General features: G+C 51.0%; 24 protein-coding genes. 9 read left to right on the plus strand and 15 right to left on the minus strand.

Annotated elements, in window-relative coordinates:
• Window positions 1-15: 15 nt before the first annotated feature.
• The 3 genes from FGI41_RS20710 to FGI41_RS20720 all read right to left on the minus strand — a co-directional run bounded on the left by FGI41_RS20710 (window position 16) and on the right by FGI41_RS20720 (window position 4315).
• Window positions 16-963, minus strand: a complete 948-nt coding sequence (locus tag FGI41_RS20710) for a branched-chain amino acid ABC transporter permease (RefSeq protein WP_139492216.1) — start codon at window positions 961-963, stop codon at window positions 16-18.
• A 109-nt stretch (window positions 964-1072) separates the two neighbouring features.
• Window positions 1073-2269: a branched-chain amino acid ABC transporter substrate-binding protein gene (locus FGI41_RS20715; protein WP_139492217.1), complete on the minus strand. Its 1197-nt coding sequence runs from the start codon at window positions 2267-2269 to the stop codon at window positions 1073-1075.
• A 282-nt stretch (window positions 2270-2551) separates the two neighbouring features.
• Window positions 2552-4315: an adenine deaminase C-terminal domain-containing protein gene (locus FGI41_RS20720; RefSeq protein WP_139492218.1), complete on the minus strand. Its 1764-nt coding sequence runs from the start codon at window positions 4313-4315 to the stop codon at window positions 2552-2554.
• A 153-nt stretch (window positions 4316-4468) separates the two neighbouring features.
• Between FGI41_RS20720 and FGI41_RS20725 the strand changes: the two genes are divergently transcribed.
• Together FGI41_RS20725 and FGI41_RS25555 are read left to right on the plus strand one after the other, a co-directional pair.
• Complete coding sequence (locus FGI41_RS20725; RefSeq protein ID WP_139492219.1) at window positions 4469-5059, plus strand: YgaP family membrane protein; 591 nt, start codon at window positions 4469-4471, stop codon at window positions 5057-5059.
• Window positions 5060-5072: 13 nt separating this feature from the next.
• The gene (locus FGI41_RS25555; protein WP_176560368.1) at window positions 5073-5207 is read left to right on the plus strand and encodes an EYxxD motif small membrane protein; all 135 of its coding nucleotides are present in this window, start codon (window positions 5073-5075) and stop codon (window positions 5205-5207) included.
• Between the two features lie 68 nt (window positions 5208-5275).
• On the opposite strand, the gene FGI41_RS20730 is transcribed toward FGI41_RS25555, so the two are convergent.
• A complete protein-coding gene (locus tag FGI41_RS20730) occupies window positions 5276-5722 on the minus strand; it encodes a winged helix-turn-helix transcriptional regulator (protein WP_139492220.1) in 447 nt (148 codons plus the stop codon).
• Window positions 5723-5863: 141 nt separating this feature from the next.
• Here FGI41_RS20730 and FGI41_RS20735 point away from each other — a divergent pair, with 141 nt between their 5' ends.
• The 4 genes from FGI41_RS20735 to FGI41_RS20750 all read left to right on the plus strand — a co-directional run bounded on the left by FGI41_RS20735 (window position 5864) and on the right by FGI41_RS20750 (window position 10420).
• Entirely contained in the window at window positions 5864-6601 is a 738-nt protein-coding gene (locus FGI41_RS20735; protein ID WP_139492221.1) for an MBL fold metallo-hydrolase, read from the plus strand.
• 154 nt (window positions 6602-6755) lie between these two features.
• Window positions 6756-8804 (plus strand): PAS domain S-box protein, encoded by a 2049-nt coding sequence (locus tag FGI41_RS20740; protein WP_139492222.1) that lies wholly within the window; start codon window positions 6756-6758, stop codon window positions 8802-8804.
• Between the two features lie 18 nt (window positions 8805-8822).
• The gene (locus FGI41_RS20745) at window positions 8823-9866 is read left to right on the plus strand and encodes an oxidoreductase (protein WP_139492223.1); all 1044 of its coding nucleotides are present in this window, start codon (window positions 8823-8825) and stop codon (window positions 9864-9866) included.
• 173 nt (window positions 9867-10039) lie between these two features.
• Window positions 10040-10420, plus strand: a complete 381-nt coding sequence (locus FGI41_RS20750; RefSeq protein WP_139492224.1) for a hypothetical protein — start codon at window positions 10040-10042, stop codon at window positions 10418-10420.
• Between the two features lie 42 nt (window positions 10421-10462).
• Here the strand turns inward: FGI41_RS20750 and purD are convergent, their stop codons facing one another.
• The 4 genes from purD to FGI41_RS25110 form a co-directional block, all read right to left on the minus strand.
• Window positions 10463-11734: a phosphoribosylamine--glycine ligase gene (gene purD, locus FGI41_RS20755; RefSeq protein WP_139492225.1), complete on the minus strand. Its 1272-nt coding sequence runs from the start codon at window positions 11732-11734 to the stop codon at window positions 10463-10465.
• Window positions 11735-11751: 17 nt separating this feature from the next.
• Window positions 11752-13302 (minus strand): bifunctional phosphoribosylaminoimidazolecarboxamide formyltransferase/IMP cyclohydrolase, encoded by a 1551-nt coding sequence (gene purH, locus FGI41_RS20760; RefSeq protein WP_139492226.1) that lies wholly within the window; start codon window positions 13300-13302, stop codon window positions 11752-11754.
• Between the two features lie 145 nt (window positions 13303-13447).
• A complete protein-coding gene (locus tag FGI41_RS20765; protein WP_139492227.1) occupies window positions 13448-13846 on the minus strand; it encodes a hypothetical protein in 399 nt (132 codons plus the stop codon).
• A gap of 146 nt (window positions 13847-13992) precedes the next feature.
• Entirely contained in the window at window positions 13993-14151 is a 159-nt protein-coding gene (locus tag FGI41_RS25110) for a hypothetical protein (RefSeq protein ID WP_176560369.1), read from the minus strand.
• A gap of 214 nt (window positions 14152-14365) precedes the next feature.
• Between FGI41_RS25110 and FGI41_RS20770 the strand changes: the two genes are divergently transcribed.
• Entirely contained in the window at window positions 14366-15622 is a 1257-nt protein-coding gene (locus FGI41_RS20770; protein WP_176560370.1) for a tetratricopeptide repeat protein, read from the plus strand.
• A gap of 75 nt (window positions 15623-15697) precedes the next feature.
• Here FGI41_RS20770 and purN read toward each other — a convergent pair whose 3' ends face one another.
• Genes purN through purC form a run of 7 tightly spaced genes read right to left on the minus strand, consistent with a single transcriptional unit; the run spans window position 15698 to window position 22641 of the window.
• Window positions 15698-16300 (minus strand): phosphoribosylglycinamide formyltransferase, encoded by a 603-nt coding sequence (gene purN / locus FGI41_RS20775; protein WP_176560371.1) that lies wholly within the window; start codon window positions 16298-16300, stop codon window positions 15698-15700.
• Window positions 16300-17340: a phosphoribosylformylglycinamidine cyclo-ligase gene (gene purM, locus FGI41_RS20780; RefSeq protein WP_139492230.1), complete on the minus strand. Its 1041-nt coding sequence runs from the start codon at window positions 17338-17340 to the stop codon at window positions 16300-16302. Before purM ends, purN begins: the two co-directional genes overlap by 1 nt.
• 21 nt (window positions 17341-17361) lie before the next feature.
• Entirely contained in the window at window positions 17362-18780 is a 1419-nt protein-coding gene (gene purF, locus FGI41_RS20785; RefSeq protein ID WP_139492231.1) for an amidophosphoribosyltransferase, read from the minus strand.
• Window positions 18765-21005 carry a phosphoribosylformylglycinamidine synthase subunit PurL gene (gene purL / locus FGI41_RS20790; RefSeq protein WP_139492232.1) on the minus strand — a complete coding sequence of 747 codons (2241 nt, stop codon included), beginning with the start codon at window positions 21003-21005 and terminating at the stop codon, window positions 18765-18767. The genes purF and purL overlap by 16 nt, the downstream gene beginning before the upstream one ends.
• A complete protein-coding gene (gene purQ / locus FGI41_RS20795; protein ID WP_139492233.1) occupies window positions 20986-21678 on the minus strand; it encodes a phosphoribosylformylglycinamidine synthase subunit PurQ in 693 nt (230 codons plus the stop codon). Before purQ ends, purL begins: the two co-directional genes overlap by 20 nt.
• Before the next feature lie 2 nt (window positions 21679-21680).
• Complete coding sequence (gene purS, locus FGI41_RS20800; protein ID WP_139492234.1) at window positions 21681-21929, minus strand: phosphoribosylformylglycinamidine synthase subunit PurS; 249 nt, start codon at window positions 21927-21929, stop codon at window positions 21681-21683.
• The gene (gene purC / locus FGI41_RS20805) at window positions 21922-22641 is read right to left on the minus strand and encodes a phosphoribosylaminoimidazolesuccinocarboxamide synthase (protein WP_139492235.1); all 720 of its coding nucleotides are present in this window, start codon (window positions 22639-22641) and stop codon (window positions 21922-21924) included. Before purC ends, purS begins: the two co-directional genes overlap by 8 nt.
• Before the next feature lie 204 nt (window positions 22642-22845).
• Here purC and FGI41_RS20810 point away from each other — a divergent pair, with 204 nt between their 5' ends.
• Window positions 22846-24045, plus strand: a complete 1200-nt coding sequence (locus tag FGI41_RS20810; protein ID WP_139492236.1) for an iron-containing alcohol dehydrogenase — start codon at window positions 22846-22848, stop codon at window positions 24043-24045.
• A gap of 39 nt (window positions 24046-24084) precedes the next feature.
• Window positions 24085-25200, plus strand: a complete 1116-nt coding sequence (locus FGI41_RS20815) for an aminopeptidase (RefSeq protein ID WP_139492237.1) — start codon at window positions 24085-24087, stop codon at window positions 25198-25200.
• The last annotated feature ends 173 nt before the right edge of the window (window positions 25201-25373 follow it).

Below are 25373 nucleotides of genomic sequence, written 5' to 3' on the forward strand. Positions count from 1 at the left end.
GCCACTTGTCTTCACCTACACTTTCTCTTTCACGGCTTCTCCGAAGAGACCCTCTGGTTTGAAAAGAAGCACGAGAATCAGAATGGAAAAGGCAAATACGTCTTTATACTCGGCACCAAAAGCACCGTTGGTCAGAGGCCCCATATAAGCACCGGAGAGCGACTCCAACAGACCAATGATCACACCGCCAACCATCGCGCCACGCAGGTTCCCGATCCCGCCGAGTACAGCTGCGGTGAACGCTTTTAAACCAAGGATAAAACCGATATACGGGTCAATCGTTCCGTAGTTCTGGGCAAACAGCACACCTGTCGCGCCACCCAGACTGGAGCCGATCAAGAAGGTCAGCATAATGACTTTGTCTACATTGATCGTCATCAGAGACGCAGTGGATTGGTCTTGGGCGACGGCACGCATCGCGATCCCCCACTTGGTTTTGTTGACGAAGAGTGTCAGGACGATCATCAGGACAATTGCGATCACCATAACCATGATTGCTTTTTGCGGTACGGTAGCGAATCCAAGCTCCAGGCTACCTGTAAACAGCTGCGGAGAGTTGAGGTAAAACTCATTGCGGTAGATGGCTTCACTGAAACGAACCAAGTCTTGTAGCAAGAAGGATACACCAATAGCGGAGATCAGCGGAACCAATCGCGGTGCCCCCCGAAGCGGACGGTACGCGACCCGTTCGATCCCGACACCCAGTGCCCCTGTGATCGCCATCGCCACAATCAGCGTGATGAAAAAGGCCACAAACGGGTTCATTCCTTCCAGCGTCCCCAACGCTTCAAACGTCAGCAACACTTCTGTTCCAACAAACGCCCCCACCATGAAGAGGTCACCGTGCGCGAAGTTAATAAATTCGAGGATACCGTATACCATGGTATACCCCAATGCCACGACGGCGTACATGAAGCCAAGAGTCAGCCCGTCAACCAGGACCTGAGGTAACATGCTCAACATCGTCTTTCCCCCCTGTATCAGTCACACTTTTTTCAATCAATTTCTCCCAATAAAAAGATAAGGGGGCGTGCACCTGTCACGGGACGCCCCTATCATCCATGCTTGAGGCTTACTCTACTTTTCCGACGAATTCAGATTTGTCTTTGCCGAATTTGTAGATGAACACGTCAGCGAATTGGTTATCACCTTTTTCATCGAAGGTGACTTTGGTGAACTGACCTTGGTAATCTTTAGTTTTGTGGACAGCCTCCAGGACTTGTTCACGGGAAGGCTTTTTGCCGCCGTTCGCTTTGATGGCTTCCTTGATCCCTTCGAGCAGGACGCCTGCTGCGTCGTAGCCGTATACAGAGAAGGTTTCTGGTTTTTTGCCCATGCTCTTCTCGTAAGCATCAGCCCACTTCTTACCTTCAGCGGTCTGGGTTACGTCACCGGCGATGGAGGTGAATACGACGCCTTCTACCGCATCGCCTGCGATTTTAGCAAGCTCGGAGGAGTCGATCCCGTCGCCGCCCATGAATACGCCTTTGAAGCCTTTTTCGCGGGCTTGTTTGACCAGAATGCCTGCTTCGGAGTAGATCCCACCGAAGTAGAGCATATCCGGGCTCTTGGAGATCACTTGGTTTAATACCGCGCTGTAGTCTTTTTCGCCTTGGGTGATCCCTTCATAACCGACGATTTCTACCCCGTCTTTTTCGAATTGGGCTTTCACCTGGTCGGTGATCCCTTGACCGTAGGCGGTTTTGTCATGGACGATGAAGACTTTTTTCACGCCCAGCTTTTCTTTTGCATAGATCGCGGCTTTCGGACCTTGGGAGTCGTCACGCGCGCAGATGCGGTGTACAACCTTTTTACCTTCTTCGGTCAGCTTGACACCGGTGTTGGCTGGAGAGACCATGACCAGCTTGCCTTCTTCATATTTCACAGAGGATGGGATCGCAACGCCGGTATTGTAGTGACCGACAACGCCCAGCACGTCTGGGTTGGACAATAACATCTCGGCATTGGCTACGCCTTGTTTCGGGTCAGCTTGGTCATCTTGCGGGCTCAGCTGAAGATCGAAGCCGAGTTTTTTGAATTCTTCTTTTTGCAGATTGACAGCGTATTCTGCCCCTGTCTTAATCGCGTCCCCGACAACCGATTGAGAACCGGAAAGCGGGCTTTGGGTAGCAATCACGATCTTGGTGCTGCCTGATGCATCACTTGCCCCCTCGGTACCACCTGTGGTCTGACTTCCCCCACAACCTGTCACTGCCATACCCGCTGCTACCACTGCCGAAATAAATCCGATTTGTGAGCGTTTTCTCATCATTGAATCCCCCTTTGATCTACCTATATGTTTTTCCATAAATAAACAATACTTCTATTACATGTCGCTTCCGGCAAGAGTGAGAGTTCCGGCCCTAGCGATAGATGCTTTATTTATCTTAATTCTTCTTTATTGTAAAATAAATTAGAAAATTTACAAGAGAAAAAATATTTTTTATTGTTATACATTGAACTTAGTTTCATATACAATCACATATCAATAAGTATATCAATCCTTTATCCAGATAAAGGATTGATATCAGATCATAAATGGTTAGCAAACCTATTTTATTTGTCGGGATTGACTGAGATAGACTGCTTTTTTGACGTCGTACAGGCCGTCTATGGTAATCCGCAGGAATGGCAGGTGTGTCGCTGTGAAAAAGAGCAGGGAATAGATCGGGTCGAGATGGCTGTACCCCTTGTCACGCATGATCGCCTCGAAGCGCTCCGCCTGTGAAATCACTTCCTCCATCGGGGCATCTGTTACTTTTCCGATGATCGGGAGCGGCATCTCGAAAACGCTTTGACCCTGCTCAAGCATCACGACTCCACCTCCGATCGTGATGACGCGCTGCAAGGCTTGGGCCATCGATTCTGGGTTGCGTCCGATCATGAGGTATTCATCTGATGCGTGATAGGTGGTAGCGATTGCTTCGATCTCGTTGCCGAAGCCTCTGACAATCCCGTGGGTAAGCTTGGTTCCTTGCCGGTCGATTAGGGCGATGAGCGCTAGTTCAGGATGTTCCGTCAGCGAAATAAACCCTTCTGCATCGGCAGGCAGAGGGAGCCGTACTTCTTTGGTTATGACAGCGTTGAGCATATCCATCACCGGGTATTCTGTGTCGGTTGCCGGGATGCGGAACCAGTCTGCTTGGATCTGTTCACGGATGTCAGGCAGCGGTACGGCAGGATAGACTTCCCGGCCAAGCTTTGGCGGCTGTGTGATAAGCTGTCCATTTTCTGCCCAGAGCTGACCATTGGCGATCACGCGTACCGGTGTCGGATTGTCCGGCTGACTGAGAAAGAGGATGTCAGCGATTCGGCCTGGTGCGATGCCTCCCAATTCTTGATCCAGATGATAATACACAGCTGGATTGAGCGTGGCCATCACATACGCTTCAATCGGCGGCATACCTGCTTCGATGGCGACGCGAATGGTGTAGTCCATGAAGCCGTGGCGCATCATCGGCGGAGTCGAGCCATCTGAGGTGAGCATCATGCGGGAGGACCATGGGACCCCAAGCTCCATCAGCCCTTTGACGAGGGTCGGCAGGTCTGGGCGGATCGATGAATGGCGCAAGGTGGCATACATCCCAAGGCTCAGCCGGTGCAGGACCTCTTCTGCCTTGATGCTCTCGTGGCATGCTCCCACCCCAATCGCTGCAGCCATATTCAGCGTGTCAGGAGAAGCGCCTGGGTGGTGACCCTCGATGCGTTTGCCTAATTCGAGCGAGCGTCTGAGCCCGTACATCATCTCGTCCCGTTCCGCGAGAATCCCGCTCCAGTCGGTTAACTCGCCGCTCTGGATTACCAGCGGATGGTTGAGCAAGGTCTCAAACCGCTCTTTGGTGTAGCCTGATCTCATCTGCTCGCTGACCGTCTGCGGGTCGAGTCTGGCCCAGAACAGGTTTTTGACTGGATGTATCATATGACGTTCCATCCACTCGATAAAATCCTTCTGCTCCAGCATATCCACGATCTGCATCGTATCGGTGACCATCATCGTCGTCCCGCACTGCAGCGCGTAATCACTGAGCGTACCTAAGCTATACCATTGCATCGGGTGGGCATGCGGCTCGATATAGCCCGGTACGAGATACTGACCGCTGGCATCGATAATCTGTGTCGACTCATCTGTGAGCGGTTCGGTCTCTCCTACATAAGCGATCCGCTCACCGGAGATCACGACATTCGCCTGTTTCCATGACTTGGTATATACATCAAGCACCGTACCACCTTTGATCCAGACCGTAGCCGGGTGTTGCCGTCTTGATGTACGAAACATCTGGTAAAACGCTTCTTCTGGTAATGGTCGTAATCGCACCTGTTTCCCCTCCAATTGTTTTTACTCTAAAACTTATTCACATCATAATAGACATTTCCTTTTCTTGTAAAGAAATCTTGAACAACAGAAATTACCTCGTCTGATTCTCCCTCCACAGAACAAACTACAACTATCTAAAAAGGGGGGTCACACATGAAGGAGAAACAAAATGTCGGAACATATGACGCGCAGCTGCGCATTACATTAGGTCTCTTAGGTCTGGCAGCCGGTGCGGCCAAGATGGCACGCAATCCCCGCCGCGCTCCATGGTTTCTGATGGGCGTATCTGCTTATGCCGTCGCAGAAGGGATCACCCGTTACTGCCCGATCATGGCTGCCGGAGGAATCAGCACCCGTAAGGAAGATATCATCAGCAAAGCCCTCTCTACTGTCATGCCAGGCCGCACAATGGGTGCCAAAAATGAACACGGTCCAGAAAAACGCAGCGCACGCGCCCAAGCGACCGAAGCCATCGTACCGAATATCGGTCTGAAAACTCCAGCATCCTTTACACCAGATGATCCCGAAAACAAGCGCACAGACTTGGCTAAACCTGAGCTCAGCGACATGAAGCTGGAATCCGAGATCGCCCGCGCCATCATGGGCACGATTCAAGATCCTAAACTTAAAGAACAGATCGGCACCCTCACCGGCTCCCGTGGTCAAGAACGCGGACAGCATGAGGACAAGCAGCAAGAACGGCACAGCGAGACCCGTCCTTCCAAACAAGAACTGCCGATCTAGGGGGTGAACAACGATGTTTTGGCTCTCAGGAAGCAGCTTTTACGAATGGTTCTCACACAACCTGTTTGTGCTCGCTCTGGTGATTGGCTCGGTCTGGGCGATGGTCTACTTCGTCATCAAATCCCGTAAAAAGGGCCGTTATCACTAATCGTAAGCACTGGTCATAGGTAGCCAGCCGCATTCGGCCCCTCAACAAAAAACAGCCCTTCCTTATTCTCAAGGTTGGGCTGTATTTGTATGCGGACGTGTTATGACATCTGTTACATGTTCCTGACAGTGCGGGCAGAAGTATGCCATCTCCACTTCATGTCCACATGCTTCGTGAACCAGTTCTGTATAGGTCTCATCCAGATGCCGATTGCCCCAGATCGCGATGGCACTGATAACGGTGCTAAGCTGCTTTCCTTTTTCGGTGAGATGATACTCTAAGCGTGGCGGATGTGCGGAGTACTGCTTCGATCTAACAATCCCACGCTCCTCAAAATACTGCAACCGCTCTGACAGCACATTCGAAGAAATCCCTTCGAGCGAATGCTTCAGCTCACTGAATTTGTGAATGCCCATCAGCATATCCCGGATGATCAGGATAGACCAGCGATCCCCGATGATATCCAGCGTTTTGGCGATGTTGCAGGATAGATTGTACGACTTGCTTTTGCTCATCCCACGAGTACCTCCGATCTTCTTTCTCCTTCATCCATTATAGCATGGTGTATTTTTTTGTAATAGTTAATTGTTTTTTTATACTTAGTATCGTAAAGTTACTTAGTATAAAAAACATTTTTTGTCAGGAGGTTGTATGTGATGAGGATCAAGCGGTTAACATGGGCAGGCTTGTATGTACAATCCGGGAACACAGCTGTATTGATCGATCCGCTGGCCAGTCCCACTTCTTTTTTTGTTCCAACAGAAGAAGCTTTCCTACCGCTTCAGCCATTGGGACAGGTGGATGCTGTATTGTTGACGCATACGCATCTCGATCATTTCGATGCCGAGTCGTTGCGGAATGCCTATGGGACAGAGATCCCAATCTATGTGCCGGAAGATTCGGTCAGGGAAGTGCTTCAGGCTGGATTTACGAAGGTAATCGGGGTCAGGGTTGGTGAATCCTATCCGTTGGGGGATCTGTCTGCTATTGTGGCCGATTCTGTCGATGGCTTCGGTTTCCCGCAAGTGGCTTGGATCGTCTCAGATGGTACGCACAAGCTGATTCATACAGGCGACACGCTCTGGCACGGTTATTGGTGGAAAATCAAGCGGCTTTATGGTCCCATCCACTATGCCTTCCTCCCCGTGAACGGCCCCATGCTGGAGGTGAACGGGGTGACACCGAGTCACCAGCCTGCTGCCATGACGCCAGAGCAGGCTGTCTCTGCTGCTCATCTCTTAGCTGTGGAGCAATTCATTCCGATTCACTATCAGACGTTCCATTCACCACCGCTCTATGCCGAGACGGCCGATGTGTTGGGACGGCTTCAGCAGGCTTCCCGTGAGTTAGACGTCCATTTACATATCGTGCCCCCAGGTGAGTGGGTTTCATAAATTAAATTTATTAACAATGAGCCAACAGCCCTGCTTTGTCAAAAGCACGGCTGTTTTTTTATGCCAAATGAAACATTACCAATTCCCTCTTATTCTGGCATAATTATTGTATTACTTCTTATATAATTATACTATCTGCTGGGAGGTGATCAACTTGTACAAGGAGCTGTTTATTAACGTCTTGTTGATATTTACCCCGATCTGGTTCTGTCAAGTCTTCATGTACGACCGGCTGTTTGATCGCCGTTCGGTTCCAACACAGATTGTGATGGGAGCATTCTGTGGAGTTGCTTCTATTTTATGCATGCTGTTTCCCATCATCACTGGAAACAGCGGTGATTCTCCTTTTCTATGGGACTTGCGCTGGATTCCGTTTTTACTGGCGATTTTTTATGGGGGAACATACGGTGGAGCCACAGCGTTCCTCTTACTGATAGGGTACAGGCTCTATGTCGGGAGCGGTTCTGCCTTTGTCACCGTTCTTGTGGATGCTGTGGTATTCTATCTGTTATTTGTGCCGTTACATAATTGGTATCATCGGTTTAACCGCTATCAAAAGGTGCTGATCAGCTTTGCCGCGTCCGTCATGACCTTTTCGATCATGTTGATCTCGCTTCGGGTTTACTTGGATCAGGAGAACAAGCTGGACTTTTTCCAGAGCTATGGGTCAAGTCTCTTTCCTTTTATGGGGATCTGTTATGTACTCGCTACGCTGGTGGCCGTCCTGCTGATGGAAAATATTATTGATAACACCCGCATCCGCGTACAGGCGAAGCATCTGGTCGATACGTCCTTTGACACCATCGGGATCATCCGCGACAACAGATGGGTCTTCCTCAACGAATCAGGGCTCAAGATGTTCGGAGCCACAGACGAGAGGCTGATCGTGGGTCAGCCTGTGACGAACCTGCTTCACCCCGACTACCACCACATCTGCAAAGAAAGCTTTACCCACATCGCCTCGGAAAAGCAGGCGGTCTGTCAACTGGAATGGCAATGGAACACCTTTTACGGTGAGTTGCTGGACACCGAGGTGCAGTTCATCCCCTATACCTTCGAGAATAGATCGGCGATCCAGATCGTCATCCGCGATATCTCTGCCCGCAAACAGATCGAATCCGAGTTAATCCAACGTGAGGAGCAATACCGCAAACTCGTTGAGGAGTCACCGAACATCAAGTTTATTGTAGCCAACGGGCGATGCCTCTATATCAACCAGACAGGGGTCACCATGCTTCATGCCGGGGACAAGAGTCAGGTCATCGGCAGACCGATGTCTGATTTCATCCACCCTGACTTCCATGAGGTCTTCAACCGAAACGTTCAGCTGGTCAAGCATGGCTTAACCGCCGAAGTGACCGAGGAAAAATTGATCCGCATGGACGGAGAAATCCTCGATGTCGAAGTCAGAGCACTCCCTACCGTCTATCATGGACACCCGGCCCAGTTAATCATCGTCTCCGACATCACCGAGCTGAAAAAAAGCCGGGAAATCCTCCAGCAGTCCGAAAAGCTGACAGTCGTCGGCGAACTAGCTGCCGGCATCGCCCACGAAATCCGCAATCCGCTCACCAGCCTGCGGGGCTTCGTCCAGCTGTTCCAGTATCAGGCGGTCAGCAACAATGAAGAAGTGTACCGCATCATGCTCTCCGAGATCGACCGGATCAATACGATCGTCGGCGAACTATTGCTCCTCGCCAAGCCGAAAAAAATGGACTTTGAGGATAAAAACCTGCTGTTCGTCATCGAAGACGTGCTGGCTCTGCTCCAACCACAGGCGCATTTATTGAATATCCAATTTTTCACCCATTTTCAGACGTCCAGCCCGTTCATCCACTGTGCAGAAAATAAGCTCAAGCAGGTCTTTATCAATATCCTCAAAAACGGCATGGAAGCAATGCCAGACGGTGGAGAAATCCATATCTACGTAGAAGTCGGGCAGGATCAGGTATCGATTCGTTTTGTCGACCAAGGCTGTGGAATCCCCGAAGACCGCCTCCCCAAAATCGGTCAGGCATTTTTTACGACCAAAGAAAAAGGCACAGGGCTTGGGATTATGGTAAGTTATAGTATTATAGACAGTCATCACGGGCAGATGTATTTTCACAGTCAGGCGGGCACGGGCACGACCGTTATCGTCGTACTCCCCATCGCTGTGGGAACCACGATCACATCTCCGGTGAAGCAACTGGTAGAATTATAAAAAAGGAGAGAACCGCTTATGTCTATTATTCGTGCAGGTCTCGTCGGCTATGGCTTATCTGGCTCCGTCTTCCAAGCACCAGTCATGGAGGGAGCAGAAGGTCTTGTTTTACATAAAGTCGTCTCGTCCCGCCCAGAGGATGTACACGCCGATTATCCAGAGGTCACCGTCGTCTCAAGCTATGATGAACTGCTCTCTGACCCTGATATTGATCTGGTGATTATTACAACACCGAATACGACCCATTTCCCGTATGCCAAGCAAGCCTTGGAAGCCGGAAAACATGTTGTCGTCGAAAAGCCCTTCGTCAACCGTTCCGCTGATGCCCTTGAGCTGATCGAGCTTGCCCAGCAAAAGCAGCGTGTGCTCAGCGTCTACCACAACCGCCGCTGGGATAATGATTTTTTAACTGTAAAAGAATTGATCGAATCTGGTGAACTCGGTGAGATCAACACCTACGAGGCTCATTACGACCGTTTCCGCCCTGAGGTAAAAAACCGCTGGCGTGAACAGAATATCGAAGGCTCTGGCAGCTTGTATGACCTAGGCTCCCACTTGATCGATCAGGCGCTCCATCTGTTTGGCCTGCCTGAAGCGGTATACGGTGATTCCTTCGTACAGCGCGTCAACGGTCAGGCTCCCGATTATTTTCATCTGGTGCTCTACTATGGCAACAGACGGGTCATCCTGCATTGCGGCTCGATTGTCAAAGAAGCTGGCCCGCATTTCCAAGTGCACGGAAGCAAAGGCAGCTACATCAAGTACGGCATGGACTCCCAGGAAGATCAGCTCCGCCAAGGTAAAAAACCGGGTGCTGCCGGATGGGGCGAGGATTCCCCAGAGCGCTATGGTCAGCTGACACTTGATGTCGACGGAGAGACCATCACACGCACCGTAGAGACGCGCATCGGTGGCTACGAGAAATACTATCAAGGAATCGTCGATGCGATCCTGCATGGCAAAGAAGTGCCTGTATCAGCAGTAGACGGGATGAACGTGATCAAGGTGATTGAACTGGCGATGGTCAGTGTTGCTGAAGGCCGTGTTGTTCCTTTCAAGTAACCGTTCCTCCTCGATGATATAGCCAGTGAAACGAAAAGACGCCGCAAATTCCACTAACCATGTGGACTTGCGGCTTTTTAAGTTATTTACATTTTCACTTAACTCCATCATAAACAGATACGCGGTATTACCGTCTAATTGATGTAATGTTTTTTGATAAAGGAGTGTTTTGTTTGAAGTACTATTCCTTGGTTCTTATGCTCGTTACCACGGTATTAGCTTCCTGCGGTCAAGTACCTGCTGAGACCACTTCCTCAAAAGTGAACCTGCATAACAACGGCTCCTCTTATGAATTTATCACCGAGAATGTCCTTCCCCCAAGCATCAAGGAAAAGTATGACAACACGGAGGATATTGCTTTTGTTCAGGAAGACCCAAATACCTTCTACATCCTGTCCAAACAACCCTGTGGCTACAGCTCAGTTACCATTGACTCAGCAGGAAAATGGCACATCTGGGAGTCGGACCAGTCCGCTCATCATCTGATCAAGATCACCTGCAACGATTGCGGACTTACCGAAGACGATCTTTCATTTTACAGCTCCATCCAGTAACAAAAAAAGCAACCGAGTGATCGGCTGCTTTTTTTATGGGGTTTAGACATGCTTCAACGCTTTATCCCCGATATCTTTACGGTAATGCGCACCTTCAAACGAGACCTTCTCCACGTTCTCATACGCTTTTTTCTGTGCTTCCACAAACGTAGTGCCAATCGCGGTCACACCGAGTACGCGTCCGCCGTTGGTTACAATTGCGTTGTCCTTTTGCTTCGTGCCTGCGTGGAAGACAACTGCATTCATCTCATCCACTTTGCCGAGGCCGAGGATTTCCGCCCCTTTTGGATAATCGCCCGGGTAGCCAGGTGCTGCCATGATGACGCAGACAGCACTGCCCTGCTTCCATTGGACATCGATGGAATCCAGCTCTCCATTGATTGTCGCCAGCACGATATCCAAGAGATCGGTCTCAAGCAGCGGCAGGACGACTTGTGTCTCAGGGTCACCGAAGCGGGCGTTGAATTCTACAACTTTTGGCCCTTCCGAAGTGATCATCAGACCAGTGTAGAGGATGCCTTTGAACGGGATGCCTTCCTGCACCATCGCTTTGGCCATTGGCTCTACGATCGTTTTCACAACTTGATCCACCAATTCAGCAGACATGTGAGGAACAGGTGCATAGGTACCCATCCCGCCTGTATTCGGGCCTTTGTCACCGTCGAAGACTGCTTTATGGTCTTGCGAGGTGATCATCGGCTTGACTGTCTCTCCGTCTACAAAAGCAAGCAGGGTCAATTCTTCACCGAACATGCACTCCTCCACAACCACGCGCGAACCCGCTTGGCCGAAGGCGTTCTCCTCCATGATCTGGTGCAGGGCCTGTTCTGCCTCTTCCAAGGTCTGTGCTACCACGACCCCTTTCCCTGCGGCCAGACCGTCTGCTTTGATCACGATCGGAGCACCCTGCTCACGTACATAGGCGAGTGCAGACGGATAGTCCATGAACGATTCATAGGCTGCTGTCGGGATGTTGTAATGTTTCATCAAGCTTTTGGCAAAAGACTTGCTGCCTTCGATTTTTGCCGCTTGTGAGGATGGACCAAAGATCGGCAGGTTGCGTGCCTCGAAGAAGTCCACGATACCTGCGAGCAGAGGGTCTTCCGGTCCGACGATAGTCACGTCGATCCCCTCTTCTTTGACGAACTGTGCGAGAGCGGCGAAGTCACTCACCGGGATCTCCACATTGGTTGCCAGCCCGGCAGTACCGCCGTTGCCCGGAGCGCAGTAGATTTTTTCGACCTTGGAGCTTTGCGCCAGCTTCCAGACAATCGTGTGTTCACGGCCACCGTTGCCGATTACCAGTACGTTCATGTTAACGTCCCCTCCTCTTAGTGTTTAAAATGGCGCACGCCGGTAACTACCATCGCGATGCCATAACGGTTGCAAGCGTCAATCGAATCTTGGTCACGCACAGAGCCACCCGGCTGGATGATGGCAGTGACACCCGCTTTTGCCGCTTCTTCTACCGTATCAGGCATTGGGAAGAAGGCGTCAGAGGACAGCACAGCACCTTTTGCATTTTCACCTGCTTGCTCGATTGCGATCTTGGCAGCGCCGACACGGTTCATCTGACCTGCCCCGACACCGACGGTCATATCCTCTTTTACCAGTACGATTGCATTAGATTTTACGTGCTTAACGACTTTCCATGCCACCTTCAATTGGGCCAATTCTTCTGCGGTAGGTTGGCGCTCGGTAACGACGGTCAGTTCTTCATCACTCAGCTGCTTGGTGTCATAATCCTGCACCAGTGCACCACCGAGTACAGGAGCTACACGGAATGCCGTACGACCCGTTGTCTCTGCTGCCTGCAGATTGCCGAGGCGGAGCAGACGCAGGTTTTTCTTCTCTTGCAGAACAGCCAGTGCTTCTTGCGTAAAGTCAGGAGCGATAATGATTTCGAGGAAGACTTCCTTCAACAGGAGCGCAGTCGCTTCGTCAATCACACGGTTCGCCGCGACGATTCCGCCGAAGATCGAGACTGGGTCTGCCGCGTATGCTTTGCGGTAGGCTTGTTCAATCGTCTCGCCCACACCTACACCACATGGATTGGTATGCTTGACCGCGACAACAGCAGGCTCAACGAATTCACGGACAATCGCCAGCGCTGCATCTGCATCATTAATATTATTATAAGAGAGCTCTTTTCCATGCAATTGTTCTGCACCCGCGATGGTATAGGCTGGAGCGAGTGGCTCACGGTAGAACGCAGCACGCTGGTGCGGGTTTTCACCGTAACGCAGGTCTTGGGCTTTTTCGTAGGTGACGGTGTAGCTCTCAGGCAAGAGTTCGCCCACCTGCTCACTCATCCAGCGAGAGATCAGGGCATCGTAAGCCGCTGTGTGACGGAATACTTTGGCCGCGAGACGACGGCGGGTCTCCAGAGTGGTATCACCGTTGTCGCGTACTTCAGCCAGCACAGCATCATAATCACCGGCATCCACCACGACTGTGACGAATGCATGGTTTTTGGCAGCGGAACGGAGCATCGTCGGGCCGCCGATATCGATATTTTCAATCGCATCCTCATAGGTTACATCTGATTTGGCGATCGTTTCTTTGAATGGATACAGATTGACCACGACCAGATCAATGGTCTCGATCTTTTGTTCGGCCAGTGCTTTCATGTGCGCTTCATCATCACGCACGGCCAGCAGACCGCCATGAATATTTGGATGCAAGGTCTTGACTCGTCCATCGAGAATCTCAGGGAATCCAGTCACATCGGAAATCCCAGTGACTTGTACACCTGCTTCTTGTAACAGTTTGGCTGTCCCGCCAGTAGAGATGACTTCTACACCGAGAGAGACAAGATTCCGGGCAAATTCAACGACACCGGTTTTGTCTGATACACTGATGAGTGCTTTTTGAATGGACACGTACAGAACCTCCTGACTATTTTGCAAAAAAGGTTATCAAACAACGAACATTCCCTTTAAATTAAAACATAAATGTACGTGTCTTTCAAGGAACAATCCATAAAAAAAGCGGCCCCTCTGGCGCAGGCCGCTCCTCCACTGTGATTTATCTCTTTTTCTTTGATTCAGTTTTTGATTTCTTGCTCATCGCACGGGCGGCAGCCGGATTGAGATAGGGCTGGTTTTTGGATTTGCGTTTGGCGCCGGGTCGCTTTTTCGGCTTCTTTTTGACCGGTTGGGGTATGGTCTGCCTGGTCAGGTCTTGATGGATCTTGGATTGCAGGTGGTCGACGCTTCCATCGCTGAGCTTGGTCATGATTTTTTCTTTCGCACCGTCTGGCACATCCAGACCCATCTCGTACAGTTCACCCAGCACAGAGTCCAGATTCTGTCCGTTTAATTCAGGCAACTTCTGTGCCAGTCGGATAATATCGGCAAGGCTCCACTCGCGGCCTGTTTTTTTGCTTAATTTGTCCAAAAGACTGCTGATCATATCTTGGCCCATGGGCGCGGTTCCCCCTTCCCTGTTGGCTCCACACCATCAGTGTATGGCTCATGCGGGCTATGCGTTCATCCCATGCCTATGAATATGAAAAAAGACCTCCTGTGGACAGGAAGCCTTTGCTTTCGTATTTCGGTTCAAACTGGTTCTTACCAGCCCCAGTCTGGTGCTCCTGGACCCACTGGATCTGTGGCAGTAGCGGTAGTATCTTCGCCAGCCGCTTCTACTTGTACGGGATGACCTGTTAGACTGAATAAAGCAGCGAATACGGTAAAGGTTATAACTGCTGATTTTATAACTTTTTTCACGTTCAACAACTCCATCCCTTTTATTTTAATTAATTATCGCTTACACCTAATAGTAATAGGAAGGAGAATTATCTGTCAATATGGATATTTGGAAGCTTTTTGTACATATCTGTCGTTTTTGATAAAAGATTTTTTTGTTTAAAAATAAAAATGTGTAAAAAAGATACTCTTAAATGTATAATAAAGGTAAAAGTGTATGAAGGGGATCTCCTATATGAACCAAGTTGGAAGAAAATTGCGTGAATTACGCAAAAAGATGCAACTGACGCAAGGCGATCTCGCTGAAGGGATCTGCAACCGAAGCTATATCAGCCAAATCGAAAAGGGAGATGTAATACCCTCCCCTGAAATCTTGGAACAGCTTGCTGTCCGGCTCGAGGCTCAATTATCTGACCTATGGGTCGATACAGAGCATCCGCAGCTCTCCAAGATGGAGATCGAGAACGCCATCCGCAATGTCATTAATAGTGTGGAAAGCCATGATTGGGAGCAAATCCGCAAATGGCTGACCAAACTTCAATCTATCCATCTTAATTCCGAAGGCAGAGCCGTCTATCTCTGGGCCAAGGGAATTATCTCCCAATATGATCAAGACTTCGAAGCATCTGAACGCTATTATCTGGAAAGCATTGAGGAAGCCCGCGAATTAGGCGATCCGCTTACACTGATCCGCTCCCTCACTTCTCTCGGTGCGATGTACTCCAAGACGACCCATCCGCAGAAAGCGGTTTCTTATATTAATGAAGCACTCCGTCTCGCCAATGAGCATGAGATCAGCGGACTCATCCGAATCTCCATCTATCACACGCTCGGCGTGATGCACGGGACACTTGGAGAATACAACAGTGCCATCGAGCAGCTGCAGCAGGCCGTCTCACTCAACCGCTCGTACCGTACTTTCTATAAAATTGAAGAAATATTCTTAAGTATTGCTGTATGTAAATATTATCTCAAAGAATATAGTGAAGCAGAGAGATATAATATGCTGGCACTCGACATCATCAAGCTGAATCCAAGCCCGGCGATTGAGGCTTCGATCCGTAACAACCTCGGCATGCTGTACCGTGACATCAGACGCTATGACCTGGCGATCCGCAGCCTGGAGCAATCGATCGACATCTCCATCGCATGTGACCGCCCGCACTCCACCTATAACGCGATGGTAGAGTTGGCTCTGACCTATCTGCGCACAGGCCGCCATCAGGAAGCCGCCCAGCTCTGTGTGGACGTCCTCGCCAAGAGCCAGTCCGAATATAACCGGGCAGAGGCACATCTGGTCTTTGCCGAGGTGCTGCATGATACAGGGGATGGTGAACAAGCGCTGATGCATCTGGAACAAGCCCTTGATTATTTCACCCGCCACGGCAAAAAACCAAGCCTCACAGTTGCTTACCGCCTCTTAGCCAAGATCAATCTCAAATTTGGTCATATGCATAACAGCGGGTTTACCTATCAGGCCTTCCTGTCCTAGCAGGAGGGTCTTTTTTACGTCTGTTTCTCCCCATTTTGCAACAAAGAAAAAACCTTGGCAGAAAAGCACCAAGGTTTACGTGATATGAACATGACGGCCTGTGATCGCCACTTGCCCGTTCGTGATCTGTTGGAGTGTACCGATCAACAGCTGATGCTCCACCGCGTGGATGCGGGCAGCCAGCGTCTCATGGTTGTCATCCTGGGCAATCGCCACCGACTCCTGCGCGATGATCGGACCGGTATCGAGTCCGGCATCGACGAAGTGGACGGTGACACCTGTGACTTTTACCCCATAGGAGAGAGCCTGACCGATTGCATCCTTCCCTGGAAAAGCCGGGAGCAGAGATGGGTGCAGATTGATCATGCGTCCTTCAAAATGAGAGAGCAGCACTTCACCGATGAGGCGCATATAGCCAGCCAGCACGATGAAGGAGACGCCCAGCTCCTCTAGCTTCTGGACGATTTCCGTCTCGAAAGCAGCTTTGTCCGGATATTGTTTCGGGTCAAAAGCAAAGGCTGGCACCCCCAACCGTGACGCCCGCTCCAGTACATACGCACCGGGCTTGTCACAGATGAGCATAGCGACCTCTGCCCCGGACAGCCGCCCTTCTTCGATTGCCTTCACGATCGCCTCGAAGTTAGAGCCGCTGCCGGAAGCAAATACGGCCAGCTTCATTACCAAGCCACCCCGCCGTATACGACGCCTTGGTTACCGGAAGAGATGCGACCGATCAGATAAGCATCCTCTCCCATTTGCTCAAGCGCCTGCAGGACGTTGACTGCATCCTCATTTTTGACGACCAGCACCATCCCGATCCCCATGTTGAAGGTACGGAACATGTCTGCACGGGAGACCTTGCCCAATTCTTCAATCATGCTAAAAATCGGTTGGATCGGCCAAGAGCCGTAATCGATTTCCGCTTGTGCGCCTTCTGGCAGAACACGCGGGATATTTTCGGTGAAGCCGCCGCCTGTGATATGTGCCATCGCTTTGATCTCGAAGCTTTCGAGGAGCTTGAGGATCGGCTTCACATAGATTTTGGTTGGGGTCAACAGTTCTTCACCCAGTGTTTTGCCGAGCGCTTCTACGTGCTGATCCAGTTTCATACCCGCGTCAGCGAGAAGCACCTTGCGCACGAGGGAAAAACCGTTACTGTGGACACCGCTGGAACGAATCCCGATGAGTACGTCGCCAGGTGTGACACTTTTGCCGTCGATGATTTTGTCCTGATCGACTGCCCCTACGGTAAAGCCTGCGATATCGTACTCATCCTCTTCATACATGCCAGGCATCTCTGCGGTTTCGCCGCCGATCAGAGAACAGCCGGATTGCTCACAGCCGTCTGCGATCCCTTTGACAATCGCTTCGATCTTTTCTGGGACGACCTTGCCACATGCCAGATAGTCGAGGAAAAAGAGTGGTTCTGCCCCTTGGACGACCACATCGTTCACACACATCGCCACAGCGTCGATCCCGATGGTGTCATGCTTATCCATCAGAAAAGCAAGCACAAGCTTGGTCCCTACGCCGTCTGTACCGGAGACGAGCACTGGGTTTTGATACTTGCCGGTATTTAATTTGAACAGGGCGCCAAAGCCGCCGAGATCTGTCATTACTTCGGGGCGGAAGGTTCTCTTCACATGTTTTTTCATACGTTCGACGGCTTCGTTGCCCGCTTGGATGTCAACGCCCGCCTGTTTATAAGCCTCGCTCATGATTAGGTTTCTCCCCCTCGATTAGCACTTCTCGCACGGCAGTGCTTCTTTGAATTCGATCTCTGTCGGGTATTGGCCGTTGAAGCAAGCCAGACAGTGACCTTTGTATTCTCCTTGATCTTCACGGCCAATCGCGTCTACCATGCCGTCTACGCTCAGGAACTGGAGTGAGTCTGCACCGATGAACTCACGGATTTCTTCTACGGTTTTGTTCGCTCCGATCAGTTCATCACGGGTGGATGTATCGATTCCGTAGAAGCATGGGTTCATAACAGGTGGAGAACTGATGCGTACATGCACTTGGGCAGCGCCTGCTTCGCGCAGCATACGGATGATGCGGCCACTGGTCGTACCACGGACGATGGAGTCATCGATCATCACGATACGTTTCCCCTCGACGACTTTGCGAACGGCGGACAGTTTCATATGTACGGCGCGTTCACGAAGCTCTTGGGTCGGCTGGATGAAGGTACGTCCAACATAGCGGTTTTTGATCAGACCGATTTCGTACGGGATGCCAGTCTCTTCAGCAAAACCGATCGCCGCAGACGTACTGGAATCAGGAACCCCGATCACGACATCGGCATCGATTGGCGCTTCTTGAGCCAGCTTTTTCCCGAGACGTTTACGGGCCATGTGTACATTGATCCCATCGATATCGCTGTCCGGACGAGCAAAGTAGATATATTCAAACGTACAGATGGAACGGTTCGGTGTCTCTGCAAACGTGCTGCTCTGTACCCCGTTCTCATCAATCACGATCAATTCACCTGGCTGAACCTCACGCCAGTATTCCGCACCTGTGATGGTGAATGCACAGGTCTCAGACGCGACGACGTACGAGTCCCCCAGTTTGCCAAGGGAAAGCGGACGCAGACCGTTCGGGTCCAGAGCAATGACGAGTTGTTTTTCGTTCATGACGAGCAGGGCATACGCACCCTTGATCACTTGCAGGGCATCGCGCACCGCATTCGGCAGGTCTTTGTTTTGCGAACGGGCGATCAGGTGTGCAATCACCTCGGTATCGCTGGTAGTTTGGAAAATAGAGCCTTGCGCTTCCAGCTCTTCGCGCAGCACACTGGCATTCACCAGATTCCCGTTGTGGGCCACGGCAAATGCACCTTGCTTATAGCGGAAAAAGAGTGGCTGAGCGTTTTCGATCTTGCTCGATCCTGCTGTGGTATAGCGGGTATGACCGATAGAGAGATGACCCGTGAAGGTGTTGAGGTCTACGCCGTTAAACGCTTCGTTGACCAGACCCATGCCACGGTGTTTGTACCATTTCTCCCCGTCGGAGACGCACATACCGGCACTCTCTTGTCCACGGTGCTGGAGAGAATGCAGCCCCAGATAAGTCAGAGGGGCCGCATCCTTGTGATTATAGATCCCAAACACACCGCATTCTTCGTTCAATTTGTCCCAAATTACCCGATCAAACATGGAATCGCATCCTTCCAAGCTGCTTTCAAATCAGCAAGCGGCGCGTTCACGGCTTCGGAACCGTTGACGTTGACGACGAAACGTTCACCGCCTGTCTTACCGATTTGACTTACAGGTACGTTGTATTGTTGCGCGAGCGCGATTACTTTATCTGTGTTGGCAGAAGAGACAGAGAGCAAGATACGAGACTGGGATTCGCTGAACAGTGCAACGTCTGCACGAAGCTCGGTTGTCAGGCTGATTTCTGCGCCGATGTTGCCTGCAAAGCAAGATTCTGCCGCAGCAGCACCGAGACCGCCTTCGGAGAGGTCGTGTGCAGAGGTTACGAGACCTTGACGGATCGCATCGAGTACCATTTTTTGCAGGGATGCTTCTTTTTCCAGATCAAGGACTGGTGGTCGGCCAGAGATGTCGCCGTTGACCAGCTTTTGATATTCAGAGCCGCCCAGCTCCCCATAGGTTTCACCAAGGAGCAGGATTGTATCGCCTGCTTGTTTGAAGGATTGAGTGGTGATGTGGTCTACATCTGCGATCAGACCTACCATACCCACGGTTGGCGTAGGATAGATCGCGTCGCCAGAACGTTCGTTATAGAACGAGACGTTACCACCGATGACAGGAGCATTAAGAGCAGTACATGCGGCACTCATACCATCTGCCGCTTTTTCGAACTGCCAGTATACCTCTGGCTTCTCAGGGGAACCAAAGTTGAGGCAATCAGTGATCGCGAGTGGTTCTGCACCTGCACATACCACGTTACGAGCGGATTCCGCAACTGCGATGGCCCCGCCTACTTCTGGATCGAGGTACACGTAGCGACCGTTACAGTCCGTCGTCATGGCAAGCGCTTTGCGAGTGCCACGAATCATGACGACAGCAGCGTCAGAACCTGGCTTTACTGCGGTATTGGCACGTACGATGTGATCATATTGCTCGTAGACCCAAGACTTGCTGGCTACGGTTGGTTGGCTGAGGATTTGTTTCAATGTGTCGGTTAGGTCTTGTGGTTCCGGCAGGTCGGTTGTATCTACGGAAGCGTTGGCCTCGTAATAAGCTGGAACCTTGGATGCAGGGCTGTAAACAGGTGCATCGTCTGCCAAGGTGCTGACTGGTACATCTGCCACCACTTCGCCTTTGTGAATCAGGCGGAGGCGGCCATCATCGGTGACACGGCCTACGGTTGCATAGTGCAGACCCCATTTGTCAAAGATCGCGTTCACTTCGTCTTCACGGCCTTTTTCGACGACAACGAGCATGCGTTCTTGAGATTCGGAGAGCATCATTTCATAGGCACTCATGCCTGCTTCGCGCTGCGGAACGAGGTCAAGGTTCATCTCTACACCGTTACCCGCTTTGGACGCCATCTCCGCGCTGGAACTGGTAAGACCAGCCGCACCCATGTCTTGGATACCGATAACGGCGCCTGTTTCGATGATTTCAAGAGTTGCTTCGAGCAACAGTTTTTCCATAAATGGATCGCCTACCTGTACGGCTGGGCGTTTTTTTTCGGATTCCTCGGTCAGCTCCTCAGAGGCAAAAGTCGCACCGTGGATTCCGTCGCGCCCAGTAGACGCACCGAAGTAGATCACAGGGTTGCCGATACCGGAAGCGACACCCTTTTGGATTTTGTCATGATCAATCAAGCCGACACACATTGCATTAACGAGCGGGTTGCCTTCGTAGGTTGGATCGAAGTTGACCTCGCCCCCCACCGTTGGAATTCCGACGCAGTTGCCGTAGCCAGCGATACCCGCTACGACGTTCTCGAACAGATATTTCACGCGCGGTTTGTCAAGCTCACCGAAGCGCAGAGAGTTGAGAAGAGCAATTGGGCGTGCACCCATGGAAAAGACGTCACGGATAATCCCACCCACACCAGTTGCTGCACCTTGGTACGGCTCGATCGCGGACGGATGGTTGTGGGATTCGATTTTGAACACAACGGCTTGATTATCGCCGATATCAACGATCCCGGCGCCTTCACCCGGACCTTGCAGGACGCGTGGCCCTTTGGTCGGGAAGCGGCGGAGAACTTTTTTCGAGTTTTTATAAGAACAGTGCTCGGACCACATGACACTGTAGAGACCCAGTTCGGTCCAGTTTGGTCGGCGATTAAGAATTTCTACCACTTTTTTATATTCAAAGTCTGACATACCCATTTCGGTATACAAACGTTGTTCTGCGATCATATCCGGGGTAGGTTCGTTATGCGTTAGTTGTGACACCGTTTTTCTCCCTCCAGGTTTTGAGAATGGAAGTAAACATGCGCTTGCCGTCATCAGAGGTCATCCATGCATGGACGGCACGCTCCGGATGCGGCATCATGCCGAGGACATTGCCCCGCTCATTGATGATCCCGGCGATACCGTTGATGGAACCGTTTGGATTTTCGTTTTCGTAGCAAAAAACGATCTGGTTGTTGGCTTGAAGTTTTGCCAGTGTCTCTTCGTCACAGAAGTAGTTGCCTTCACCGTGAGCGATTGGAATCTGAATCACTTCGTCTTGGCTGTAGTCTTGGGTAAACGCGGTCGAATTGTTCACAACGCGCAGTTCAGACAGTTTGCAAAGGAATTTGAGTGATGCGTTACGAAGCAGCGCACCCGGCAAAAGCCCTGCTTCGGTCAAGATCTGGAAGCCGTTGCACACGCCGAGGATTAGTTTGCCCTCTTCGGCGGCCTTGATCACCTGCTCCATCACCGGGGAGAAACGGGCAACCGCCCCACAGCGCAGGTAGTCACCATAAGAGAAGCCTCCTGGCAACAGAATGATATCGTAAGCAGACAGATCATTGTGCGAGTGCCAGACGTAATCAACCGGCGCACCCATGATGTCTTCTACAGCTTGGTACATATCCACATCGGCATTGGAGCCGGGAAATTGAATGACTGCTACTCGCATGCTTATCCCTCCAGGATCTCGAAGCGATAGTCTTCGATGACGGTATTGGCAAGCAGTTTCTCGCACATCTCGCGCACACGCTCTTCTGCCTGTGCTTTGTCTGTGGTGTCTACGTTTACTTCGAGGTATTTACCGATGCGTACACCTTTTACTTCATCAAAACCAAGGGAGTGAAGCGCACCTTGGATCGCGTGGCCTTGTGGGTCTAATACACTCTCACGAAGAGTTACATATACGGTTGCTTTAAGCATGAATTTCTCCTCCTAATCGGCGTAACATTTCTTGGTAAGCTTCTTCTACTCCGCCCAGGTCGCGGCGGAAACGGTCTTTATCCAGCTTTTCATTGGTTACAGCATCCCAGAAGCGGCAGGTGTCCGGGCTGATTTCGTCAGCGAGAATGATCTCACCCTCAGGTGTTCTGCCAAACTCCAGCTTGAAGTCGACGAGTGTTACATTGCGCTCGCTCAGGTACGCTTTGAGGATCTCGTTGATCTGAAGACCCATCTCCTGAAGCTTCGCTACCTCTGCTTCGGTAGCAATATTTAAGGCCTTGATATGATCGTTGTTGATCAGCGGGTCGCCCAAGGCATCATCTTTATAGTAGAATTCCACGACCGGCAGTGGCATCACAGTTCCTTCTGCCCAGCCGAGACGCTTGGCAAGAGAACCAGCCGCGATATTACGCACAACCACTTCCAATGGAATAATGGAAACTTCACGGACAAGCTGTTCGTTAGCGGAGAGCATCTTGACGAAGTGATTCGCAATGCCCTTTTCATTCAGCATTGTAAAGAAGATTGAGCTAATCCGGTTATTCAGCTCACCTTTTCCCAGGATGGTTCCTTTTTTTTCGCCGTTAAACGCGGTGGCATCATCTTTATACTCCACCCAAAAGAGGTTTGGTTCGGAAGTCCGAAAAATCCGCTTCGCTTTTCCCTCGTAGAGTTGTTCCTGTTTTTCCAAAGCTTACGTCCCCTTCCCAGTAAATGCATCCTGTCTTCATTTCCATTTCACGAACATTACTATTCTATTAAAACAGAAACATACGCTTTTTTCAACGGATAATATTTGAATGAACTTCGACAAATGTTCGGTTTTTCCTTTTGCACCCATGGATTCGTAACCGTTTTCCTCTTATGGTACAATGAGGAGCAGGAGGTGTATGTGATGTTACCTTTTGAAGTGTACTTCCCTACTCAGATTATTTTTGGAGTCGGTGAGCTTTCCCGAGTCGGGTCAGAGGCGAAGAAGCTGGGCAAAAAGGCCCTGCTGGTCACTGGTGGACGCTCGGCCAAAGCAACCGGACTTCTTGACCGTATCTGCTCACTCCTTACCTCAGAAGGTCTGCCCTACGTGGTTTTTGATAAAATCGAACCGAATCCACGGACAAGCAGTGTAGAGGCAGGGGCACAGATGCTCCGGGAACATGGCTGTGACTTTATCATCGCGCTTGGTGGCGGTTCCGTGATGGATGCCTCCAAAGCGATTGCCACCATCGGTCACTCCAACCGTCCGATCTACGATTACATGCGCGGCAATCCGGCAGGTCTCTGGAAAGAGCTGTTGCCGATCACCGCGGCTGTACCGCTGATGGCGATTCCGACAGTGGCTGCGACCGGATCGGAAGCGAACAACTTAAGCGTCTTGACCCACGATGAGTCCCGCGAAAAATCCTCAATCACAGGTCCTGGCATCATCCCAAAAGTGGCGATCCTCGATCCCGAGATTACCTACACCGTACCTGAACGGGTAACGGCTGAATCCTGCGCCGATATTTTTTCGCACTTATTTGAAGCTTATCTCGTCGGTGTAAGCACAGCCCATGTGCAGGATGGCATTACCGAAGCCCTGATCCGTCAGGTGGTTCAGTTCTCCACTGTTGCCATGGAAGACCCGACGAATGAAGAAGCCCGCTCTACCCTGCTCTGGGCGAGCACACTGGCGATCAGTCCGTTCACGCTGACTGGGCGCGGTGCCGGCTATCCGCTGCATCAGGTGGAGCATCCGGTCAGCGGTCACTTCGATATCGCCCATGGCCGTGGCTTGGCGATTCTGTCGCTGCCATATTTTGAACAGTTCATCCTGCCTGACCGCCCTGAGCGCCTCGCACGGATGGGTCGTGAATGCTTCGGGGTGAACGAATCCGATACTACACAGGCAGCCAAAGCCACCATCCAAGCCGTTGCCGACTGGTACAGCCGTCTCGGTATTACCCAGCGCCTGAGCGATTTTGGTGTCACCCGCGATTCCCTGCAAGTGATGGCCCAAGACGCAATCCGCATCGGTGGACGCGGTGCAGATCATATCATGAGCTCCCGCCCGATGAAGCTTGAGGATGTACTCGCCATTTATGAAGCTTGCTTCTAATATGGTGTTCAATTCTACATACATTAATGAGGTGTAAAAATCATGGATCCACGCATTAACGAATTAGCGAGCCGCCTGATCCGCTACTCGCTTAACCTGCAAAAAGGTGAAAAAGTACTGATCGAAAACATCGGTATGCAAGTGCCGATCGTCAAAGCTCTCGTGCGTGAAGCATTCGCTGTCGGCGCACTCCCGCTCGTAACCGTCAAAGACCAAGAAATCATGCGTGCCATGATTCTCGAGACTTCCGAAGAACACATGGAACTGATGGCCAAGCATGAGCTGTCCCGCATGCAAGATGTAGATGCCTACATCGCTGTACGTGCCTTTGACAATATCAACGAATGGTCTGATATCCCAGAGGAAAAAATGGGTATCTACTCCCGCGTCTTCTACAAGCAGGTTCACTTCGGCGAGCGCATCCCGAACAAGCGCTGGGTCGTTCTCCGTTACCCGAACCGCGCGATGGCTCAGGCTGCCAACATGAGCTTGGAAGGCTTTGAGGACTTCTACTTCTCCGTATGTAACCTCGACTATGCTAAAATGTCCGCGGCCATGGATCCACTCCGCGAGCTCATGCTCAAAACCGACCGCGTCCACATCAAAGGACCAAAAACCGACCTGCGCTTCTCCATCAACGGCATCAACGCAGTCAAATGCGATGGCGCGCGCAACATCCCAGACGGTGAAGTCTACACCGCTCCGGTAATCGACTCCGTAGAAGGCACGATCTTCTACAACGCAGCGACCAACTACCACAGCAACACCTTTACGGATATCCAACTCACTTTTGAAAAAGGAAAAATCGTCGAAGCAACCTCCAGCAACACCAAGGTGCTCAACGAAATCCTCGACACCGACGAAGGTGCACGCTACATCGGCGAATTCGCCATCGGCTTCAATCCGCACATCCTCCATCCGATGGGCGACATCCTGTTCGATGAAAAAATCGCAGGCTCCTTCCACTTCACTCCGGGTAACGCTTACACCATCGCTGACAACGGCAACCGTTCCTCCATCCACTGGGATCTGGTGCAAATCCAGCGTCCAGAATACGGCGGCGGCGAAATCTGGTTCGATGATGTGCTGATCCGCAAAGACGGTATTTTCGTACTTCCAGAGCTGCAAGGGTTGAATCCGGAGAACCTGGTTTAATCCAGAGAACCTAGTTTACTCCATCATCTGCTTTTCCATGAAAAAAGGAGGCGCTTTGTGCAGCCTCCTTTTTCGGTACTCCAATCAAACAGCTTCATCCAGTTTCTTTCCATTTTATTTGATTCATGTTACACTAATCATTAATAAAGCACACACGGCATATCCTATAAAAA

Source organism: Brevibacillus dissolubilis, from assembly GCF_006170445.1.
Classification (GTDB): domain Bacteria; phylum Bacillota; class Bacilli; order Brevibacillales; family Brevibacillaceae; genus Brevibacillus_B; species Brevibacillus_B dissolubilis.

What these genes read in the sequence shown, in the direction of transcription:
- FGI41_RS20770 (WP_176560370.1), top strand. Translation starts at nt 14,366, where the DNA reads ATGAACCAAGTTGGAAGAAAATTGCGTGAATTACGCAAAAAGATGCAA.
- purN (WP_176560371.1), bottom strand. Translation starts at nt 16,300, where the DNA reads ATGAAGCTGGCCGTATTTGCTTCCGGCAGCGGCTCTAACTTCGAGGCG.
- purD (WP_139492225.1), bottom strand. Translation starts at nt 11,734, where the DNA reads ATGAACGTACTGGTAATCGGCAACGGTGGCCGTGAACACACGATTGTC.
- purF (WP_139492231.1), bottom strand. Translation starts at nt 18,780, where the DNA reads ATGTTTGATCGGGTAATTTGGGACAAATTGAACGAAGAATGCGGTGTG.
- FGI41_RS20745 (WP_139492223.1), top strand. Translation starts at nt 8,823, where the DNA reads ATGTCTATTATTCGTGCAGGTCTCGTCGGCTATGGCTTATCTGGCTCC.
- purQ (WP_139492233.1), bottom strand. Translation starts at nt 21,678, where the DNA reads ATGCGAGTAGCAGTCATTCAATTTCCCGGCTCCAATGCCGATGTGGAT.
- FGI41_RS20715 (WP_139492217.1), bottom strand. Translation starts at nt 2,269, where the DNA reads ATGAGAAAACGCTCACAAATCGGATTTATTTCGGCAGTGGTAGCAGCG.
- FGI41_RS20810 (WP_139492236.1), top strand. Translation starts at nt 22,846, where the DNA reads ATGTTACCTTTTGAAGTGTACTTCCCTACTCAGATTATTTTTGGAGTC.
- FGI41_RS20710 (WP_139492216.1), bottom strand. Translation starts at nt 963, where the DNA reads ATGTTGAGCATGTTACCTCAGGTCCTGGTTGACGGGCTGACTCTTGGC.
- FGI41_RS25555 (WP_176560368.1), top strand. Translation starts at nt 5,073, where the DNA reads ATGTTTTGGCTCTCAGGAAGCAGCTTTTACGAATGGTTCTCACACAAC.
- purM (WP_139492230.1), bottom strand. Translation starts at nt 17,340, where the DNA reads ATGAGCGAGGCTTATAAACAGGCGGGCGTTGACATCCAAGCGGGCAAC.
- FGI41_RS20765 (WP_139492227.1), bottom strand. Translation starts at nt 13,846, where the DNA reads ATGGGCCAAGATATGATCAGCAGTCTTTTGGACAAATTAAGCAAAAAA.
- FGI41_RS20730 (WP_139492220.1), bottom strand. Translation starts at nt 5,722, where the DNA reads ATGAGCAAAAGCAAGTCGTACAATCTATCCTGCAACATCGCCAAAACG.
- FGI41_RS20725 (WP_139492219.1), top strand. Translation starts at nt 4,469, where the DNA reads ATGAAGGAGAAACAAAATGTCGGAACATATGACGCGCAGCTGCGCATT.
- FGI41_RS20735 (WP_139492221.1), top strand. Translation starts at nt 5,864, where the DNA reads ATGAGGATCAAGCGGTTAACATGGGCAGGCTTGTATGTACAATCCGGG.
- purS (WP_139492234.1), bottom strand. Translation starts at nt 21,929, where the DNA reads ATGCTTAAAGCAACCGTATATGTAACTCTTCGTGAGAGTGTATTAGAC.